Source organism: Micromonospora sp. WMMC264, from assembly GCF_027497275.1.
In the GTDB taxonomy this organism is placed as follows: domain Bacteria; phylum Actinomycetota; class Actinomycetes; order Mycobacteriales; family Micromonosporaceae; genus Micromonospora; species Micromonospora chalcea.
The window spans coordinates 4,702,916-4,721,698 of the sequence record NZ_CP114907.1 but is presented as its reverse complement, the minus strand read 5'-3'; the positions used below and the strand labels follow the sequence as shown (position 1 = coordinate 4,721,698).

The window sequence follows — 18,783 nt, the reverse complement described above, 5'->3', positions numbered from 1 at the left end:
ACGATCACCACGGCATGCGGCTCCTGCCGGGAGGGACCGAGAGTCGGCGCATGGCCCGGGGCGGGTGCCGGGCTCCGGTGGCACCGCGTCCCCCGATCGTGGCTCCCGCCGTCCCCGCCCGCTCCGGTGCCACTCCACGAGAACCGACCCGGAGGCGCCAGCCGATGTCCGCCGTACTCGCCGACTTTCCCGTCCTCACCCCGGTCACCGACGAGGATCTGCTCGTCGCCGCGCTGGCCGTGCGCGTACACGTTCCCGAGCACTGGCCGCAGGGACCGCTGTGTCGCAGCGAGCGCGTCCCGTACCCCTGCCGGCTGGCCCGGTGGGGGAGGGCGACGCTCGCCGCGGCCGGGCTGCCCGACGAGGCCGTGGCGGCCGGGATGGTGGCGTTGTGATCTACGTGACCGGGGAGCGGGTGCAGGCGTACCAGGTGCGCAGCGCCGTCTTCGACACCCGCTGGCGCGGGCTGGACCCGGCGCAGGTACGCGATTACCTGTGCCGGGTCGCCGACGAGATGGACCGCCTGCACCGGGAGCTGACCACCGCGCGCACCGAGTCGGAGCGGGTCCGTCAGGCGTTGCGGCAGTGGCAGTCCCGCCACAACGGGTGCCGGCGACGCGGCCACGATGACTGAGCCGCGCTGGATCATCCACCTGCCGACCACGCTGACTATCCGGGACGCCGCCGCCGAGCTGGCCGCCGCGCTCGCCCGGTCGCTCGGGCACTTGGACGCCGTGGACTTCGGCGAGACCACGCTCAGCGAGGAGGACGCCCAGCACCTGCGGCACCGGGTCTGGTGCGACGTGCGGCTGCCCGACGGTGGACGCTGTGGGCTGCGGAACGGTCACGGCGGGTCGTGCGGGGCGACGGAGCCGCGCTGACGCCGGTACCGTCCCCGCCGTGCTGGACACCGAAGAACTACTCGCCGAGTTCACGTCGCCCCGCCCGTACACGATGGCGGTCGTCGCCGACGCGCCGGCCGCGCCCGGCGTGCACCTGGTGCTCGACGGTGGCGTGGTGGTCTACGTCGGCTACACCGGTAACCTGCGCTCCCGGCTGCGGCAGCACCTCACCGGCAACCGCGACTCGTCGGTCCTGCATGACCAGGTCGGCCAGCTCCTCGACACCCCGGGCCAGGCCGCGACCCGCGACGACATCGCCGGGTGGCTGGGGCGGCGCGAGGTCCGCTGGCTGGAGACCGACCACCCCGAGAGTACGAAGGACGCGCTGGTCCTGGCGTTGCGTCCCCGCTTCAACCGGCAGGTGCCGAAGGCTCGCTGAGGCGGCGCGTGTTAAGAAGGGGCCCCGCCTCTACCGGAGACGTTAAAAGGGGGCCCTTCCTTGCACGAAGCGGAGCAGGTGATCCAACGGGTGCTGCGGGACCTCCGGGAGGGGGCGCACCGCGGCGTCGTCGTGGACTCGCCGCCGGGCGCCGGGAAGTCCACCCTCGTGGTCCGCGCCGCTGTCGAGATCGCCGCCACCGGCGACCCGCTGATGATCGTGGCGCAGACCAACGAGCAGGTCGACGACCTCATTGACCGGCTCGGCCGTAGGGCCCCGGAGCTGCGCGTCGGGCGGCTCTCCGCGACCGACTACCGGCCCACCGAGCGGGTCACCGGGCATCCGGCGGTCCGGGTCGCGGCGAAGGTCGCCGATCTGGGCGGCCCGGCGGTCACCATCGGTACGGCGGCCAAGTGGGCCACCGTCACCGAGGGGAGCTGGCCGTGGGCGATCGTGGACGAGGCGTACCAGATGCGCGCGGACGCGCTGCTGCGCGTGGCGGGGCGGTTCGAGCGGGCGCTGTTCGTCGGCGACCCCGGGCAGCTCGATCCGTTCTCCACAGTTGAGACGTTCCGCTGGACCGGGCTGACCTGGGATCCGATGCAGTCGGCGGTGGCCACGCTGCTGCGGCACAACCCGGAGCTGCCGGTGCACCGGCTGCCGGTGTCGTGGCGGCTGCCCGACTCGGCCGCGCCGGTGGTGTCCGCCGCGTTCTACCCGTTCACCGGGTTCCGGGCCGGCACCGGGCCGGCCGACCGGGTGCTGACGTTCACCGAGCCGGGTCCGGGGGACGCCTACGACGCCTCGGTGGAGGTGGCCGCCGCGACCGGCTGGGCGTTGCACGAGCTGCCGGCCCGGCACACCGTGCGTACCGATGCCGAAGCCGCCGCGGCCTGCGCGGAGCTGGCGTTGCGGGTGCTGGCGCGCGGCGCGGTGGCGGTGAGCGAAGCAGCGCCGGGTGGCGCGCCGGTCACCGCGGACCGGATCGCCGTCGGGGCCGCGCACCGCGACCAGGTCGCGGCCATCCGGTCCCGGCTGGGCACGGCCGGGGCGGGCATCACCGTGGACACCGCCAACCGGCTTCAGGGCCGGGAGTACGACGTGACGATAGTGCTGCACCCGCTCTCCGGCCGGCGGGACGCGACCGCGTTCCACCTGGAGTCGGGGCGGCTGTGCGTGCTGGCGTCGCGGCACCGGCACGCCTGCGTCGTGGTGGCCCGGGCGGGGATCGGTGAGCTGCTCGACGCGTACCCGTCGACCGAGCGGGTGCACCTGGACGTGCCGGTGAAGTTCCCGGACGGCTGGGAGGCCAACCAGACGGTGCTGACCCACCTGGACGCGCACCGGGCGTGACGACGGGCCGTCGTGGCATGTCCGGCGAACCGAACGGATCTTCCGGGCGGTGGAGGGCGGTGGGCACGATGGCCGGATGTACCCTCACGACCCGTATCAGCAGGATCCGTACCAGCAGCAGTACCCGCCGCCGCAGTACCCGCAGTACCCGCCGCAGGCGTACGCGCCGCAGCCGGAGCAGCCGACGAACAGGTGGGCGATCGTCCTGTGGGTGGCGGTGCCGGCGCTGCTGGTGATCCTCTGCTGTGCCGGCTGTGTCGCGTCCGGGTTCGCGGGCGGGTTCATCGAGGGGTTCAACGAGGGCTATTCGTCGTCGTAGGCGTACCTCGGCGCGCGCCGCTGGCGGCGGTGCGTTAGGAAGGGATCATGACCGCGAGTGTGCTGCCCTGGCTGGGTGGGGGCGTGGTGGCCCTGGCGGCCGGGTTCCTCGCCGCGTTGCTGCCCCGGCGACGCGCCCGCGCGCAGGGCCGGCGCGTCGCCTGGTCCTCGGCGCGGGCGGCGATCCACGACGCCACCGTGAGCCGGGACGCGTCCCCGACGGCGGTGCCGGAGGCGGAGCGGCTGCTGGCCCGGGCCGAGATGCTCGCCGCCGCCCGGGGTGGCGCCGACGCGGCCCGGGCCGCGGCCGAGCACGCCCGCCGGGCCGACGAGCTGTGGCGGGCCGGCCGGTGACCGCGCCGAAGCTGCCGGTACGCCGGGATCTGGTGCGCTGGTCGCTGCTGGCCGCCGCGGCGGCAGTGCTCGTGGTGTTCCTGGGGGCGCAGCGGCAGAGCGTGGAGGTCAGCTACGGGCGGTCCCCGTCGGCGGGCGCGCTGCCGCAGGAGGGGTCGGCCGGGGAGCTGAGCGACGCGAGCGTCCCGTCGGTCGAGGAGATGACGGCGCTGGTCGCGGCCGAACCCGTGGTGCGGCTGCCCGGGGCGGTCGCGCGCTGGGACGAGCAGCGGGTACGGGCGGCCATCGGTGACCGGGGCACCCGGATCCTGGTCGCCCCGCCCGGTCTGGACGAGGCGGAACGCCGCCGGGTCAAGGACGTGGAGAACGCCGAGATCCGGATCGTCGGCACCGAGGTCAGCGGCGGGCTCTACGTGGCTTCGCCGGACGACCTGCCGGGCTGGCGGGCCCGGTTCGCCACCCGTGACGTGACCGGCCCGCTGCTCACGCTGCTGGCGACGCTGCACGACCAGCCGACCCCGCCGGACCGCGACGACCTGCGCTGGCGGGAACCGACCGGTCCGGAGCTGGCACCGATGGTGGCCGCGTTGCGCGCCACCGGCCGGTACGTTGGCCCCGGCGCCACGCTGACCAAGCTGCCGGAGAAGGCGGCGAGCAGCGCGTTCCCGGACGGGGCCTGGTTCGTGGTGCTGCCCGCGCAGCCGTACGGGGAGCCGCTGCCCGCGTACGGGCCGGCGCTGCACCGGCTCGCCCCGGATCAGCCGCTCCTGGTGATGTACGGCGACTGGATCGAGTACCACGGTCCGAGTGCGGCGGAGTTCGCCGAGGTGGCCGGCGCGAGCTTCTACGCCCAGTTCGGCAGCCGGCTCGGCCGGTACGCCTATCCGCAGCAGAACGTGCTCGCCACGTACCTGGGCCAGGTGACCGACGTGCGGTACGCGGGGCTGTTCGACCGTCCGCTGCCGTACCGGCCGTTCGACCCGCTGCGGGTGGCGCTGCCGGCGTTGCCCTGGATCTTCGCCGCCTGCGTGGCCGGTTTCGTGGCGCTGTCGATCCGTACCGTGCGGGGCAGCGGTCGCCGTCCGGCCGACGTCGGTCCGGGCGGTACGCCGGCCCGGCTGGCCGGGCTCTCCGCGCTGGCGGTGGAGCTGTCGCTGCTCACCGACGCCCGCACCGACCCGGCGCTGGTGCGGGGCGTGGGCCGGTTGCGGGCGGCCCGGGACGCGCTGGGCGAGGGGTTGCCCGACCGGCACGTACGCGAGTTGCTGGCCGACGCGGCGGCCGAGCTGGACGACGTGGCCCGGGACGTGCGGATGCCCGGCTACCGGCCGGACGTCTACCTGCGGGCGAGGCTGTCGTGAGCGGCGTCGCGACCCGGCCCGCGCGGGTGCCCGCCCGGCGCGGCGCGGCGGCGACCGGTCCGCGCCGGCTGCTCGGCCGCCTGGTCGGCACCGCCTTCGGCCGGGCGACGCTCGCCTGCCTGGCGCTGGCCGGCTGGGCGCTGTGGTCCGGCGGCATCCTGGACGGGCCGGTCGCGCGGCAGGTGCGCGTCTCGTCGGTCTACGCCGCTCCCGGGGTGGACCTGGACCGGGCCGCCGCCGAGCGGGTCATCGGCAACCGGCGGCTGGTGGTGCTGATCATGGAGCCGGGCGCCGACCTGCGCGAGGCGTGCGCCGACACGAAGCGCGCCGCCCAGGGCACGCTGGTGCTGGCGATGAGCCGCGACGGCGAGGACTGGGACACCTACGGCTGCTCCCGGCTCGGTGGCGACGGCGCCAAGGACCTCGGCCGGGCCGTGGTCGCCGAGACCACCATCGGCCGGGGCGCCGACGCGTTCGTGGACCGGCCGGTCGAGGCGCTGAAGGTGATCGTGCTCAACTACGACCGGCTGGTCCGGGCCGGTCTGGTGCCGGACGGCGCTCGTACCATCAGCCCGTCGCTGCCCCGGTACCTGCTGGCCGGTGGCGCGGTGACCGGCGTGGTGGCCGGCGCGGCGGTGCTCTGGTTCGGCGGTCGTCGGGCCGGTCGCCTGGCCGACGCGCGCCGGGCCGGGCGGGACGCGCGCGCCGACGAACGGGCCGCGCTCGGCGCCGCCACCGCTGTGCTCGCCCAGCAGATCATCGACCTGGACGGGTACGCCGGTCCGGCCGCGCCGGCGCACCGGCGGCTGGCCGCCGACTACGTCGGCCTGCTCGACGAGGTGTCCGAGGTGGACGACGACGCCGGGGCGTTGCGCCGGCTCCGGGAGCGGGTCGAGGAGCTGAACCGCCGCGCGGCGGCTCTGGCCGACGACGCCGCGTCCGGGCGGGGCGCCGATCGCGCGGGTGGCCGCAAGCAGGACAAGCCGCCGGCCGGGAGCGCCGGCAGGTCGGCGGGCGGGCGGCCGGGCCGGACGGCGGCCGGCGCGCCGGGGAAGGGCCGGACGCGCGGACGGGGCCGGCGGTGACCCGCCGACCCCGTCGTCACTGCGTCGTCAGCGCTGGGCGCCCACCGTCGCGGCGGCCGGCCAGCTGCCGGTGAAGACCTGGGCGGGCGTCGCGCTGCGGGCCGCGAAGCCGAACAGCGAGTCGACCCGGGATGCCTCGGCGGAGCTGGGGTACGGGTTGGTGCAGCTCGTGCCGGCGCTGCCGCCGGACATCAGGATGGCGCAGTTGCCGTTGTAGTTGTCCGGCAGGCCGAGGATGTGGCCGATCTCGTGCGTCATGATGCGCAGTGCCGAGTACTGCTGGGCCTGGTTGTAGTCGATCACCACGCGGCCGTTGCCGAGGCTGGTGCGCTGGGCGTACGAGCCGCCGCCGTAGGTGTAGGTGATCCGCAGGTTGGACCCGCACTGGGCCATGTTGATGTTGTTCGTGTAGTTGTTCCAGATCGCCGCCGCCTGCACCGCCGTGTTGGCGAACGGGCCGGCCTGGCTGATGTTGTAGCAGACGTTGCGGACGGCGGCGGAGGCCGGAGCCGGGTTGACGGCTACCGCGCCGAGCGCTGCCAGCGTCGCGGCCGCGAGGGTGGCGAGGATCCGGGACAGCTTGGGCTTACGCATGGTTCACACTCCTTGGGATGGGGGGTGAGCGGAACGCCGCCAGCCTATAGATTGGTATCCATCGATATCAAGTGTCGCGGTGAACTGACCGGGCTCGATCATCCGTACCCCTTGTCGTGCGGACCACGGAGCTGGTGACCTGTCCCCGCGAGCCGCGACCGGCTCGGCCCGGTCGCCGTACGCGAGGCGGTGCACCGCTGGCTGCGGCTGATCGCGGCGGACGCGGAACTGGCCCCGTACCTGATCGGGGTCGACCGCCGCCGGCTCGCGGCGCTGCTCACCGACCGGCTGGACGCGGCGCTCGGCGGTGTGTGGCGCAGCCCCGGCGGCACCGGCCCGGACGGCGGGCCGGTCCTCGGCGGCGCGCGGCGACCGCCGTTGAGCGAGGAGCAGCGCTGGCGCGTCCTGGACTACCTGGCCGCCGCGCTCTGGACGCTCGACCTGCCGCCGACCGCGCTCGTGGACGCCCAGCGGGCCGTCGCCGGACTGCTGCGCGCCTGATCGCCCACCAGCACAGGAATGGTCGTTCACGCCGCCGGGAATCCCCGGTTTTCCTGTCAACCTCCCGTCACGCGGGGTGTTTTTCTGATCGCTTCCGGTCGATAACGTCGGGCCACTGCCGTCGACGAAGGGCCGACGATGAACGACAACGGACACCCGCTCGACCGCCGGCGACTGCTCGCCGGCGCGGCGGCAGCCTCGGCGGTCACAGTGACCGGCCTGGCCGTCGCCTCCACCGGAGCCGCCGCCGCGGCGGCTCCCGCCCGTCCCGCGACACCGCTGATCGCCCGGGACCGCATCGCCACCGCCGCGCTGCGCGCGCCCGACGGCTCCGCGCCCGCGGTCGGCGTCCAGACCGACTTCCACGCCCGGCTCGCCGCCTGGCTCGCCTTCTGGTCGGCGAACTCGCCGCCGGCCTGGAGTACGCCGGTGCACGTGGTCGCCCGGGTCGAGCCGGCCGGCGACGCGCTGGTGCTGCACGCGATCCGGCACCGCCGCGACGACGAGCTGCACGCCGGGTTCGCCGCCGGCCGGCGCGACGCCACCCACCTGGCCACGCTGGCCAGCCTGCACCACCACTTCCCGGACGTGCGGGTCCGGCCGGACGGCACGATCCGGGTCGCCGACGGACCGGCCGGGTTCACCGGCGCGCCGGAGCAGGTCGCCTTCGCGGTCGCGGCCTGCCGCGAACTGTGGGGCGACGCCGCGGCCACCCCCGGCCGCTGGGCGGAACACGCCGCCCGGGTGCTCGCCCGCGCCGGGCAACGCACCGACGCCGCCTCGCACGCCGGCTGGGCGGCCTTCACCCGAACCAGCCTGCGTCGCGGGCTGGGCACCGAATCGTACGAGTGACCGGAGGAAGCACATGGCCCGCAACGAGTTCCGCTTCGTGGTCGACGGTGTCGACCTGAGCGCCGAGCAGCAGACGCTGATCGCCGCGGAGATCCAGAAGGCCGGCCTGGCCGCCCTGCGTACCGCCGACGCGAAACTGACCAACCCGCTGACCGTCGGCCACGGCAACATCAAGCTGCGCCCCGAGTGGTACGGGCTCTGGGTCATCGACGGCCCGTTCGCCCAGGACCTCGGGCAGAAGATCAACGACATCGGGTTCTGGATCCAGCGGTGACCGACGCCGCCCGGCCGGCCGGCGCGCCGGAGCGGATGTGCCCGAGCACCCCGGCGTCGAACGCCACGGTGTTCCTGGGCATGATCACTCCGGCGGGCCGGGTGGCCTACGTGACCCCGGCCGTACCGGCCGAGGTGGCGCTCGCCGGGCTCGGCGACTCCGACGAGCCGGTCGAGGCACGGGTCCGGCTCGCCGGTCCGTGCGTCACCTCGTCCTGCGGCTTCTGGACCGGCTCGCACTGCGGGCTGGGCGCGCGGATGGCCGCCTCGTACGCCGAGACCGCCCCGCCCGCCGAGGAGGCGCTGCCGAAGTGCGCCATCCGGCGCACCTGCCGGTGGTTCGCCGAGCAGGGGCCGTCGGCGTGCCCGGCGTGCGCGCACGTGGTGACCGACGCGCGGACCTGATCGCTGTCGTCTTGTCGGACCCCTCGACTAGCGTCGGGAGGTCATGGAGCCGCGGTTCGGCGAGCAGATCATCGGGCGGGAACACCCCGCGGCGCTGTTGCGCGCCGAGGTGGCCCGGCTGACCGCGGGCCACGGCGGCCTCGCCCTGGTCACCGGCGAGCCGGGCATCGGCAAGACCACACTGGTCTCGGCCGCCGCCGACGAGGCCCGCCGAAGCGGCGCGCTCGTGCTCGGCGCCGCGTGCTGGGACTCCGACACCGCCCCCGACTACTGGCCCTGGGTCCAGGTGCTGCGCCGGCTGGCCCGCTTCGCCGACGACCCGTCCGGCGCCCGCGAAGCGGTCGACGCCGGGCTGGCCGCGCTGCTCGGCGAGCGCCCCGCCGGAGAGGGCGACGAAGCGGGGGACGACGGCGACGAGGCGGGGGACGGCGGCCGGGCCGAGTTCGACAGGCACGACGCGGTGACCGCGGCGCTCGTCGCCGTCGCGCAGCACCGGCCGGTCGTGGTGGTCCTCGACGACCTGCACTGGGCCGACCCGGCGTCGGTCCGGCTGCTCCAGTTCGTCACCCGGCACACCTGGTTCGAGCGGCTGCTGTTCGTCGGCACCTACCGGGACGCCGAGGTCGAGTCCGGCGAGCATCCGCTGCGCCCGTTGCTGGTGCCGCTGAGCGCGAAGGCCACCACGGTCACGCTCACCGGCCTCGGCCGGGACGACGTAGCCGCCCTGATGACCCGCACCGCCGGCCGCGAGCCGGGCGCCGACCTGGTCGCCGAGGTGCACCGGCGCACCGGCGGGAACCCGTTCTTCGTCGAGCAGACCGCCCGGCTCTGGCACACCGACGGCCTCACCGACACCATCGCGCCCGGCGTCCGGGAGGTGGTGCGCCGCCGGCTCGACCAGTTGACCGCCCCGGTCGTCGAGGCGCTCACCGTCGCCGCGGTGCTCGGCCACGAGTTCGACAGGGGGACGGTGGCGGCCTGCGTACCCGCTCCGGTCGCCCAGGTCGACCGCATGCTCGGCCGCGCCGCCGCGGCCCGGCTGGTGCTGCCCCGGGGCGGCGGGCGGTTCGTCTTCGTGCACGACCTGGTCCGCGAGACGCTCTACGACGGGCTCGCCGCGGACGCGCGGCGGGCCCGGCACGCGAGCGTCGTCCGCGCCGTGGACAGGTCCGGCGCGCTCGCCGGCGCGCTCAGCCCCGCCCACCTGGCCCGGCACGCGTGGCTGGCCGGCGCCGAGCTGGACCCGGTACGCGCCGGTGAGCTGCTGGTCACAGCCGCCCGGGACGCGGCCGGCCGGCTCGCCGTGGACGAGTCGGTCCGGCACTACCGGCGGGCGCTCGATCTTCCCGGTGAGCCCGTCCCGCGGGTCCGGCTGCTGCTGGAACTGGCCGGGCTGCTGCACCACATCGGCCCGGCCGACGAGGTCGAGCGGCTGCTGACCGAGGCCGCCGCGCTGGCCCGGCAGGCCGACGACCCGGGCGTGCTCACCCGGGTGGCGCTCACCGCGCACCGGCGGCACTCGGCCACCCGCCGCCGGCTCGACGCCGACGACCTGGTCCGCGAGGCGTACCGGCGGTTGATCGGCGAGCCGGATCCGCAGCGGTCCGTGCGTAGCCTGGTCACCGACCTGATCACCGCCACCGAGACGCTCGCGAGGCACGGCAGCGACGACGAGGCGCTCACGTTCAGCCTGTGGGCCCGCCACGACACCACCTGGGGCCTCGGGACCGCCGAGGAGCGAGCCCAGGTGACCGCCGAGATCCGGGAGGTGGCCCGCCGCGGCGGCGACCGGGAGACCGAGCTGTGGGCCACCGCGCTGCGCTGGGTCGCGCTGCTGGAACTGGGCGACCCGGGATACCACCGGGAGCTGGCCTCGTTCGTGGCCGGCGCCCGGCAGGGCGAGGTCCCCCGGCAGCGGATGGCGGCCACCATGGACAGCGGCATCATCGCCGCGTTCCGGGGCGACCTCGCCACCGCCGAGGAGTGCTTCGCCGAGGTGGAGAGCCACCCCGAGCCGGAACACTCCGACCACGCCTTCATGACGCACCACATCCGCTGGTCGGTGCTGCTTCTCTACGGCCGCGTCGCCGAGGCCGAGGCCCTGCTCGACAAGGTGGGCGCCGGCCACCCGCAGGCCGAGCTGCTCCGGGCGATCACCGCCGCCGAACGCGGCGACCCGGCCGCCGTACGCGGGCTCACCGCCGGGATCGAGGCCGCCGGCGCCACGTACCCCCGGTCGGTGTCGCCGCTGTGGCTGCGGCTGCGGGCCCAGGCGGCGGCAGTGGACGGCGACCCGGGCCGGTGCGCCGAGGCGCGGGCGGCGCTGGCGCCGCACCGGGGACGGTGGATGGCCGCGCTGTTCGGCTGCGACATCGCCGGCCCGGTCGACCTGTGGCTGGCCGCGGTGGACGCGGCCGACGGCCGGTGGGACGACGCGGTCGCCGGTTACACGGCGGCCCGGGACGCCGCCGACCGGCTGGGCGCTCGCCCGTGGTCGGTGCTGGCCCGGGTCGGGCTGGTGGCCGCGCTGACCGGGCGCGACGGGCCGGGCGACGCGGCCGAGGCGCGGCGGCTGCGCGCCGCGACGGCGGCCGAGGCGCGGGCGCTGGGCATGAGACAGGTGCCCGGCCGGCTGGCCGCCGCCCGGGCGGACCCTCCGGCGGTGGCGGTCTCTCCGCTGACCGCTGTTCGCCCGGCGGTGTCCGCTCCGCCGGAGTTCCGCCCGGACGGGCCGGTGTGGCGCCTCGGGTACGGCGGTGTGGTGGTGCACCTACCCGACGCCAAAGGGCTGCACGACCTGCGGCTGCTGTTGAGCCGGCCCGGCACCGACGTGCCCGCCGTCGAGTTGCTCGACCCGGCCGCCGGCCCGGAACTTGTCGCGGCCCGCCGCCTCGGCGCCGACCCGGTGCTGGACGACGAGGCGAAGGCCCGCTACCGCCGGCATCTGCGGCGGCTCGACGACGAGATCGACCGGGCCGCCGTACGCCACGACGAGCGGCGGCTGTCCGCGCTGGACGCGGAGCGCGCCGCGCTGCTCGACCAGTTGCGGACCGCCGCCGGGCTGGCCGGGCGCAGCCGCCGCCTCGGTGACCAGGCCGAACGGGCACGCAAGGCGGTGACCGGGCGGATCCGGGACACGCTGCGGCGCATCGACCAGCGGCATCCGGCGCTCGCCGCCCATCTGCGCGAGTCCGTCACCACCGGCGGCGCCTGCCGCTACCTGCCGCCCGAACCGGTGTCCTGGCGGCTCTGACCTGCCGTACGCCGGGGTAACGGGTTCGGGTCCCGCCACCCCGGCGGGCGGTCAGTGGCGGTTGTAGCGGTACATGGTCAGCGTGCCGAAGACGACCACGAAACCGGCGCTCCAGAGCAGCAACCACATCGTGTTCGGGCCGTCCATCGAGCCGGCCATCGCCGCGCGGACCGCGCCGACCAGGTGGGTGATCGGGTTGACCTTGACGAACGCCTGCAGCCAACCGGGCATGGTGGACGGTTCCACGAACACGTTGCTGAGGAACGTCAGCGGGAACAGCACCATCATGCTGACCCCCATCACCGACTTCTCGCTGCGCAGCACCAGGCCGAAGAACGTCCACACCCAGGAGAACGCGAACGAGAAGACCACGAGCAGCCCGATCCCGGCCAGCACCCCGAGCAGCCCGCCGTCGGGACGGAAGCCGAGCACCAGCCCGACCGAGAGGATGACCACCGCGGCGAGCACGTAGCGCAGCACGTCCCCGAAGATCATCCCGACCAGCGCGGCCGGCCGCCAGACCGGCAGCGTACGGATCCGGTCGAAGACACCCTTCTCGATGTCGTTGTTCAGCCCGACCCCGGTGTACATGGTGATCATCACGACGCTCGTGACCATGATGCCGGGCAGGAAGAACTGCAGGTACGCACGCGGGCTGTCGGCGAGCGCGCCACCGAACAGGTACGTGAACATCAGCACCATGATGATCGGGAACGCGGTCACGTCGAACAGCTGCTCCGGCACGTGCTTGATCTTCAGCAGGGCCCGCCAGCCGAACGTCAGCGACGCGGCGAGCGGACTCGGCCGGGCCGGCCGTTCCGCCGGGGCGAGCACCGTGGCGAGCGCCTCGGCGGACGGGACGTAGACGGACGGCGCGCGCCCGGTGGTGATCGCGGTGTCGCTCATCGCGCCGCCTCCAGCTCGTCGTCCCGCTCGTCCGCCGGGACGGCCGGGTGGTCGGTCAGGGCCAGGAAGACCTCGTCCAGGCTGGGCTGGCCGAGGGAGAAGTCGTCCACCACGATGCCGGCGCCGGCCAGCTCACCGAGCGCGCGGGCGGCCTGCGCGCTCGCCTCCAGGTCGGTGCCGTCCTCGCCGACCCGGGCGGTCAGCGCCACCGGGTCCGTGTCGAGCTGCACCGGTACGCCCAGCGCCGCCCGCAGCACCTTCTCGGCCTGGGGCCGCTGCCCCGGATCGCGCAGCCGGATGTGGACGCTGCCGGATCCGACCGACGACTTCAACTCGCCCGGGGTGCCCTCCGCGATCACCCGGCCGTGGTCGACCACCGCGATCCGCCCGGCGAGCTGGTCCGCCTCGTCCAGGTACTGCGTGGTCAGCAGCACAGTGGTGCCGTACGCCACCACCGCCCGCACGATCGCCCACACCTGGTTGCGGCTGCGCGGGTCCAGCCCGGTGGTCGGCTCGTCCAGGAACAGCAGATCCGGGGTGTTGAGGATGCTCGCGGCGATGTCGATGCGCCGCCGCATCCCGCCGGAGTACTTCTTCACCTGCCGCCCGGCGGCCTCGGTCAGCCCGAAGGCGGCGAGCAGCTGGTCGGCGCGGTCCCGGGCGCCGGCCCGGCTCAACCCGAGCAGCCGCGCCAGCAGGATCAGGTTCTCCGCGCCGGTCAGGTCCTCGTCCAGCGAGGCGTACTGGCCGGTCAGGCTTACCCGGGAGCGGACCGCGTCGGCGTCGCGCACCACGTCGTGGCCGAAGACCCGGGCGGTGCCGCCGTCCGGGCACAGCAGCGTCGCCAGCACCCGTACGGCTGTGGTCTTGCCGGCGCCGTTGGGGCCCAGCACCCCGTACACGGTGCCGGCGGGGACCCGCAGGTCCAGCCCGTCGAGCGCCCGCGTCGTACCGAAGGACCGGACCAGGCCCTCGGCCTCGACGGCCAGGCCGGTGTTCCGGTTACTCATGGATTGCTACCTCTCTCGTCGGTGTCTCGACAGGCGTACGGCGTGCCGCCGGACCGATCGCCTGTTTCAACGAGGCCGGGGAGCTGTGGTGTTGTGCCGGCCTCACCTCTTCGGCGCCAGACGGTCCGCCAGATCCGATCTGGCGGTGGCGGTTCCCGGCCGACGGCGGCCCGGTACGGGAGAAAGACGGGGTTATGACCGTTCCCGCAGCAGTCCGCCGGATGACCGGTCGCGGACAGTGCGCGATCGATCGTCTGCCATATGCTGCGCCGGCATCCGACGCACGGGGGGCGTGCCCTGGTTGTGGTGACGCGGACGCCTCTTGAGCGCATTGAAACCGAGAGGGGTCCACCGTGTCCATCGTCCGAAGAGTGCTCGGCGCACTCGCCGTGGCGGCCCTGGCCGTCACCGCCGCACCCACCGCCGCCGGTGCGGCGGCGGATCCGGCAGGCGTGCTCCACCTGACCGTCACCGGGACCGACGGCAGCCCGGCCGGCGGCAACGTCGCCGTGACCGCAGCCGACAGCAGCTACGACAAGGACCTGCTGCCGCTGGACGAGTCCGGGCAGCTCAGCGTGGAGGTGCCGGCCGGCGACTACAAGATCGCCGTCACCCCGGTGTACAGCGACGGCCAGGACGACGAGGTGCTCCGGCAGTGGGTGCCGGGCCGCACCAGCTGGGCGCAGGCCGGAACGGTCCGGGTGTCCGCGGGGGACACGACGGAGGTCTCCGAGCGCCTGGTCACGCCCAGCGTGTCGACCCTGCGGGCGCGCGACGCGGTCACCGGCGCCGCGGTCGACGGGGTATGCGTGTTCCTCGACCCCCGGCGCAATCCCTGCGGCGACACCCAGGTGACCGTCCCGCCGCTGATCCCCGGCCCGCAGGAGGTGTGGGTCTACACCCGGGACGACACCCACCTGCCCCGCTACGCCACGGTGAACGTCCTGGCCGACGGCAGCGGCACCGCCGTGGTCGCCCTGACCCCGGCCGCGAACGTGGTCTCCCGGGTGGTCGACGCGGCGACCGGCGCACCAGTCGCCGGGGCCTGCGTGACGCCGGCGCCCGCCGGTACCGGCGAGCTGCCCGCCAACCCGGGACGGTACTGCTCCGACGCCTCCGGGAACGTCCGCGTCGGCCTGGTCGCGGCCGGCTCCTGGAACCTGTTCGCCCGCCCCGCCGGCGGATCGGCGTACGGCGCGCAGTGGGTCGGCGCGACCGGCGGCACCGGTGACGCGAAGCAGGCCCGGGTGGTCACGCTCCGCGCCGGGCAGACGGTCACCGTGCCGCCGATCCGGCTCGACCGCGCCGGTGTCGTCACCGGCACCGTGACCAGCGCGGCCACCGGCAAGCCGGCGACCTCCGGCACCGTGACGCTCGCGCCCGAGACGGGCGACTTCCCGGATTGGGGAGTGGAACTGGACGCGCAGGGCCGCTACCGGATCGACTGGCTCGGCCCGTACGCCTGGCCGCTGCTGTTCACCACCGCCGACAACGCCACCCAGTGGTCCGGCGGGTTCGCCCTGCGGGGCAAGGCCGTGCCGGTCACGGTCCGGGTCGGCGCCACCACCGTCTACGACCTCGCCGTGCGGCGAGGCGTCCTGGTCACCGGCCGGCTCGTCGATCCGGAGGGCCGCCCGGTGGTCGCCGAGCTGACGGTGCGCAACGCGCGTACCCGTGAGGTCATCGGCCGGACGGCCGACCGCGACGGCGAGTACGCGCTGCGTGTGCTCGGCCCCCAGCCGGTCACCGTGGCCTGGCTGTGGACGCCGCCGTTCGTCAGCTACGCCGGCTGGTTCGACGGCGCGGCCCGCCCGGCCGACGCCACCGAGGTGACCCTGCCGGGCACCGGCACCCTGCGGCTCGACGTCGCTGTCGACAGGTACCCGGCCGGCTGAGCGACACGATCCGGTCGATCGGCACGAGCGGTCGATCGGCACGGGCCGGGTGGCGTGTGAGCCACCCGGCCCGGCGCCGGTCAGCGCGCCGTGTCCAGCCGGGTCCGCTGCTCCGGGGTCAGCTCCAGGTCGACAGCGCCCAGGCTCTCCTCCAGCTGCGCCACCGAGGAGAAGCCGACGAGCGGGATCGACGGGATGTCGCCGCCCATCAGCCAGGCCAGCACCACCTGGTTGACGGTGGCCCCGGTCTCGGCGGCCACCGCCCGCAACGCCTCCAGCCGGGCCGGGGTGGCGGGCACCGCGTACTCCTCGCCGAGCCGTTCCGGCCGGACGTACGCGCCCTTGAGCAGCGGCGAGTACGCGACCAGCGTGAGCTGCGGCTCGGCCCGCAGATAGCTGAGCAGGTCCGGGCCGACCCAGCCGACGTCCCCGTCCCGGTCCAGCTCGCTCGGCACGTCGAGACGCCGGGGCAGGTAGCTGCGGTGGTACTGGAGCACCTCGTACCCGGGCAACCCGGCCGCGGCGGCGAGCGCCCGCGCCCGCTCCACCCGCCAGGCGCGGTGGTTGCTGGCGCCCAGCAGCCCGACGGTGCCCTCCGCGACCAGCTCGGCGAAGCCCTCCACGGTCTCCCGCAGCGCAACCGTGTGGTCCTCGATGTGGGCGTAGAGCAGGTCGATGCGGTCGAGCCCGAGCCGCTCCCGGCTGCGTTCGGCGGACTCGCGGATCACCTTCGCCGACAGCCCTTCGGGGTTGTCCACGTAGCTGGTGCCCGGGGCGAGTGGCCGGGCACCGAGCTTCGTGGCGATGACCACCTCGTCGCCGACCCCGCGGCTGCGCCGCCAGCGGCCGAGCAGTTCCTCGCTCTCGCCACCCTGGCCCCCGTTCTGCCAGAAGGCATAGTTGTCCGAGGTGTCGATGAACGTGCCGCCGGCCTCCACGTAGCGGTCGAGGATGGCGAACGAGGTGGCCTCGTCGGTGGCGGTGCCGAAGAGCATCGCGCCGAGGCTGAGCACGCTGACCTTGCGGCGCGTCGCAGGGTCGGTGCCGATGGTGCGGTAGCGCATGGATTTCCTCCCCGTCGGAGCTTTGCCGGTCACCCTGCCCCTTCGAGTGCGCGCGAAGTCAAACGTCGAAGGGCCCCGGTTCCCCGGGGCCCTTCGGTGTGCGGCGGTTCAGCTCGGGATGTAGTCGAACTCGTCCGGGTTCGGGCCCGTCCGGCCGTCCTCGCCCCGGTCCAGCGAGGTGAGCCGCTCCATCGCGGTGTCGTCGAGCGTGAAGTCGAAGATCGCGAAGTTCTCCTCGATCCGCTTCGGGGTGGTCGACTTCGGGAAGACGATGTCGCCGCGCTGCACGTGCCAGCGCAGCACCACCTGGGCCGGGGTCCGGCCGACCTGCTCGGCCACGTCGACGACCGTCGGGTCGTCGAGCACCGCGCCCTGAGCGATCGGCGACCACGCCTCGGTGAGGATGCCGTGCGCCTTGTCGTACGCCCGCACCTCCTCGTTGCCGAGGTAGGGGTGCGCCTCGATCTGGTTGACCGCCGGCACCACGTCCGCCTCGGCGGCCAGCCGCTCCAGGTGCGCGACCTGGAAGTTGGACACGCCGATCGACCGGACCGTGCCCGCGTCACGCAGCTCCTCCAGCACCTTCCAGGTGGAGACGAAGTCGCCGTCGTAGCGGGTGGGCAGCGGCCAGTGGATCAGGAACAGGTCGAGGTAGTCGAACTTGAGTTCCCGCAGCGTCTGCTCGAACGCCTTGCGGGCGTCGTCCGGGCGGTGGAAGCCGTTGTTCAGCTTGCTGGTCACGAAGACCTCGCCGCGGTCCAGCCCGGAGGCGCGCAGCGCCTGACCCACCTCGGCCTCGTTGCCGTACATCTGGGCGGTGTCGATGTGCCGGTAGCCGATCTCCAGCGCGGTGCCGACCGCCCGGGCGGTGTCCTTCGGTTCGATCTGGAACACGCCGAAGCCGAGCTGTGGGATGGAGTTTCCGTCGTTGAGCGCGATGTCCGGAACGCTGTTGGGGGCCATGAAGAGTCTCATCTCCGATCGTGCGGTAGCCGGGGCGCGTCCGTGCCGCCCGCCCCGGCCGTGCCAACCGGATGTCTCTACCCGCTCGCCACGCTTCCTCACATCGGGGACGAGCGTCAACCCCAGATCGACCGGGCCCACTCCGGGTGGTCGACGAACGGATTGCGGTTGCCCTGCCAGCGTTCGTAGATCCGCTGGTTGCGTCGCTGCTCGAAGGCGTCCGGCGGGTCCTGGTCGTTCCAGGCCAGCAGCTTCGACAGCCGCCCGAGCCGGGGCGCGGAGCCGTTCGACACCGAGTCGTTCGGTTCCAGGTCCGGCCAGCCGTCGCCGCCCTCGTACCGGATCGCCATGTACAGGATCATCCGGGCCACGTCGCCCTTCACCGCGTCGCGCGGCTCGAACGAGTCGGCGTCTGTGTAGCAGCCGGGCGCCTCGGCGACCGCGCCGCCGCCGGCGTCGAAGTCCTTGTTGCCGCGCAGCGAGTTGACCGACACGTCCTCCGGCCGCAGGTGGTGCACGTCGGTGCCGGGGCCGGTGGCGGTGCCGAAGTCGCCGTGCGACTTGGCCCAGACGTGCTCCCGGTTCCAGTCGTTCGCACCGCCGCCGTTGCTGGTCTTGCTCTGCGAGCGTCCGCTGTAGAGCAGGATCACGTTCGCCGGGTTGGCCGGGTCCTGGTCGGTGTCCTTGAGCGCGTCCCACACCTGGTCGTAGCTGAGCTTCGTCTGCACCCGGATGATGCCGTGCAGCGCGGTACGCAGCGCCGGCCCGGTCTTGCCGGCCGCGGCCGCGTAGTAGGCGTCGGGCGTGCCGGTCGGCGCCGGGGTCGGGGTCGGGGAAGGGCTCGGCGTGGCCCCGCCGCCGAGGCTCATCGCGCTCGGGTTCTTCAGCCCGCCGTGACTGAAGTACGCGGTCAGCGTGCCGGTCGCGGTCACCTGCCGCCCGCGCAGTGACGGGTTGCCGAGCAGCCCGAAGGTGCTCCGCCAGGCGGCCGTGACCTGCACGTACAGCATCCGGGAGGTGCCGGTCTCGGCGGCCTGGTCGGCGATGGCGATCGCGGTGTCCGCGGTGAAGCCGGAGGTGAGCACCGTGTTGGTGGCGGTGGGCTGGCCGATTACGTAGCCGGTCACGGTGGCGGTCCGGCCGTCCTGCGCGGCGAGGGCCTGCGCCACGGTCAGTGTGGTCGCGGCCGAGGCGGCGCCGGTCACGCCGAGCGGGATCGCGACCGCGACGGCCAGCACGACCGCCGCGATCAGCCGCCCGGATCGCGAGCGGGTGACGCGCTTTATATTCATGATCAGCGATGTTAGTCGGATCG

21 protein-coding genes are annotated in these 18,783 nt (G+C 74.5%); 15 read left to right on the top strand and 6 right to left on the bottom strand.

Features of this window, described 5'->3' with window-relative positions; genetic code table 11:
• Nucleotides 1-164: 164 nt before the first annotated feature.
• The 9 genes from O7542_RS20540 to O7542_RS20500 all read left to right on the top strand — a co-directional run bounded on the left by O7542_RS20540 (nucleotide 165) and on the right by O7542_RS20500 (nucleotide 5,752).
• Nucleotides 165-395 (top strand): hypothetical protein, encoded by a 231-nt coding sequence (locus O7542_RS20540; RefSeq protein ID WP_043326291.1) that lies wholly within the window; start codon nucleotides 165-167, stop codon nucleotides 393-395.
• Nucleotides 392-634 (top strand): DivIVA domain-containing protein, encoded by a 243-nt coding sequence (locus tag O7542_RS20535; RefSeq protein WP_281605084.1) that lies wholly within the window; start codon nucleotides 392-394, stop codon nucleotides 632-634. Before O7542_RS20540 ends, O7542_RS20535 begins: the two co-directional genes overlap by 4 nt.
• Complete coding sequence (locus O7542_RS20530; protein WP_281605083.1) at nucleotides 627-881, top strand: hypothetical protein; 255 nt, start codon at nucleotides 627-629, stop codon at nucleotides 879-881. Before O7542_RS20535 ends, O7542_RS20530 begins: the two co-directional genes overlap by 8 nt.
• 19 nt (nucleotides 882-900) lie before the next feature.
• Nucleotides 901-1,281 carry a hypothetical protein gene (locus O7542_RS20525; protein WP_281605082.1) on the top strand — a complete coding sequence of 127 codons (381 nt, stop codon included), beginning with the start codon at nucleotides 901-903 and terminating at the stop codon, nucleotides 1,279-1,281.
• 60 nt (nucleotides 1,282-1,341) lie between these two features.
• Nucleotides 1,342-2,634: an AAA family ATPase gene (locus O7542_RS20520; RefSeq protein ID WP_281605081.1), complete on the top strand. Its 1,293-nt coding sequence runs from the start codon at nucleotides 1,342-1,344 to the stop codon at nucleotides 2,632-2,634.
• 76 nt (nucleotides 2,635-2,710) lie between these two features.
• Nucleotides 2,711-2,953 carry a hypothetical protein gene (locus O7542_RS20515; RefSeq protein ID WP_069087547.1) on the top strand — a complete coding sequence of 81 codons (243 nt, stop codon included), beginning with the start codon at nucleotides 2,711-2,713 and terminating at the stop codon, nucleotides 2,951-2,953.
• A gap of 47 nt (nucleotides 2,954-3,000) precedes the next feature.
• Entirely contained in the window at nucleotides 3,001-3,306 is a 306-nt protein-coding gene (locus O7542_RS20510; RefSeq protein WP_043326275.1) for a DUF6403 family protein, read from the top strand.
• Nucleotides 3,303-4,667, top strand: coding sequence for a hypothetical protein (locus O7542_RS20505; protein ID WP_281605080.1), 1,365 nt, complete (start codon nucleotides 3,303-3,305; stop codon nucleotides 4,665-4,667). Before O7542_RS20510 ends, O7542_RS20505 begins: the two co-directional genes overlap by 4 nt.
• Entirely contained in the window at nucleotides 4,664-5,752 is a 1,089-nt protein-coding gene (locus tag O7542_RS20500; protein ID WP_069087546.1) for a hypothetical protein, read from the top strand. Before O7542_RS20505 ends, O7542_RS20500 begins: the two co-directional genes overlap by 4 nt.
• Nucleotides 5,753-5,779: 27 nt before the next feature.
• Here O7542_RS20500 and O7542_RS20495 read toward each other — a convergent pair whose 3' ends face one another.
• Nucleotides 5,780-6,346 (bottom strand): snapalysin family zinc-dependent metalloprotease, encoded by a 567-nt coding sequence (locus O7542_RS20495; RefSeq protein ID WP_064446896.1) that lies wholly within the window; start codon nucleotides 6,344-6,346, stop codon nucleotides 5,780-5,782.
• A 189-nt stretch (nucleotides 6,347-6,535) separates the two neighbouring features.
• Between O7542_RS20495 and O7542_RS20490 the strand changes: the two genes are divergently transcribed.
• From O7542_RS20490 to O7542_RS20470, 5 genes are all read left to right on the top strand, one after another.
• On the top strand, nucleotides 6,536-6,847 hold the full coding sequence (locus O7542_RS20490; RefSeq protein WP_281605079.1) for a globin: 312 nt from the start codon (nucleotides 6,536-6,538) through the stop codon (nucleotides 6,845-6,847).
• A gap of 138 nt (nucleotides 6,848-6,985) precedes the next feature.
• A complete protein-coding gene (locus O7542_RS20485; RefSeq protein WP_064446897.1) occupies nucleotides 6,986-7,699 on the top strand; it encodes a hypothetical protein in 714 nt (237 codons plus the stop codon).
• A 13-nt stretch (nucleotides 7,700-7,712) separates the two neighbouring features.
• The gene (locus O7542_RS20480; protein ID WP_030501893.1) at nucleotides 7,713-7,973 is read left to right on the top strand and encodes a hypothetical protein; all 261 of its coding nucleotides are present in this window, start codon (nucleotides 7,713-7,715) and stop codon (nucleotides 7,971-7,973) included.
• Nucleotides 7,970-8,377 (top strand): hypothetical protein, encoded by a 408-nt coding sequence (locus tag O7542_RS20475; protein ID WP_030501892.1) that lies wholly within the window; start codon nucleotides 7,970-7,972, stop codon nucleotides 8,375-8,377. Before O7542_RS20480 ends, O7542_RS20475 begins: the two co-directional genes overlap by 4 nt.
• Nucleotides 8,378-8,420: 43 nt before the next feature.
• The gene (locus O7542_RS20470) at nucleotides 8,421-11,630 is read left to right on the top strand and encodes an AAA family ATPase (RefSeq protein ID WP_281605078.1); all 3,210 of its coding nucleotides are present in this window, start codon (nucleotides 8,421-8,423) and stop codon (nucleotides 11,628-11,630) included.
• 51 nt (nucleotides 11,631-11,681) lie between these two features.
• On the opposite strand, the gene O7542_RS20465 is transcribed toward O7542_RS20470, so the two are convergent.
• Together O7542_RS20465 and O7542_RS20460 are read right to left on the bottom strand one after the other, a co-directional pair.
• Complete coding sequence (locus O7542_RS20465) at nucleotides 11,682-12,536, bottom strand: ABC transporter permease (protein WP_043326269.1); 855 nt, start codon at nucleotides 12,534-12,536, stop codon at nucleotides 11,682-11,684.
• Nucleotides 12,533-13,546, bottom strand: coding sequence for an ATP-binding cassette domain-containing protein (locus O7542_RS20460; protein ID WP_281605077.1), 1,014 nt, complete (start codon nucleotides 13,544-13,546; stop codon nucleotides 12,533-12,535). The genes O7542_RS20465 and O7542_RS20460 overlap by 4 nt, the downstream gene beginning before the upstream one ends.
• A gap of 353 nt (nucleotides 13,547-13,899) precedes the next feature.
• Here O7542_RS20460 and O7542_RS20455 point away from each other — a divergent pair, with 353 nt between their 5' ends.
• On the top strand, nucleotides 13,900-15,441 hold the full coding sequence (locus O7542_RS20455; protein WP_281605076.1) for a carboxypeptidase-like regulatory domain-containing protein: 1,542 nt from the start codon (nucleotides 13,900-13,902) through the stop codon (nucleotides 15,439-15,441).
• An 80-nt stretch (nucleotides 15,442-15,521) separates the two neighbouring features.
• Here O7542_RS20455 and O7542_RS20450 read toward each other — a convergent pair whose 3' ends face one another.
• The 3 genes from O7542_RS20450 to O7542_RS20440 form a co-directional block, all read right to left on the bottom strand.
• Complete coding sequence (locus O7542_RS20450) at nucleotides 15,522-16,505, bottom strand: aldo/keto reductase (protein WP_281605075.1); 984 nt, start codon at nucleotides 16,503-16,505, stop codon at nucleotides 15,522-15,524.
• A gap of 108 nt (nucleotides 16,506-16,613) precedes the next feature.
• Nucleotides 16,614-17,468, bottom strand: a complete 855-nt coding sequence (locus O7542_RS20445; protein ID WP_043330601.1) for an aldo/keto reductase — start codon at nucleotides 17,466-17,468, stop codon at nucleotides 16,614-16,616.
• Nucleotides 17,469-17,584: 116 nt separating this feature from the next.
• A complete protein-coding gene (locus tag O7542_RS20440; RefSeq protein WP_113971916.1) occupies nucleotides 17,585-18,760 on the bottom strand; it encodes an endonuclease in 1,176 nt (391 codons plus the stop codon).
• Nucleotides 18,761-18,783: the final 23 nt, after the last annotated feature.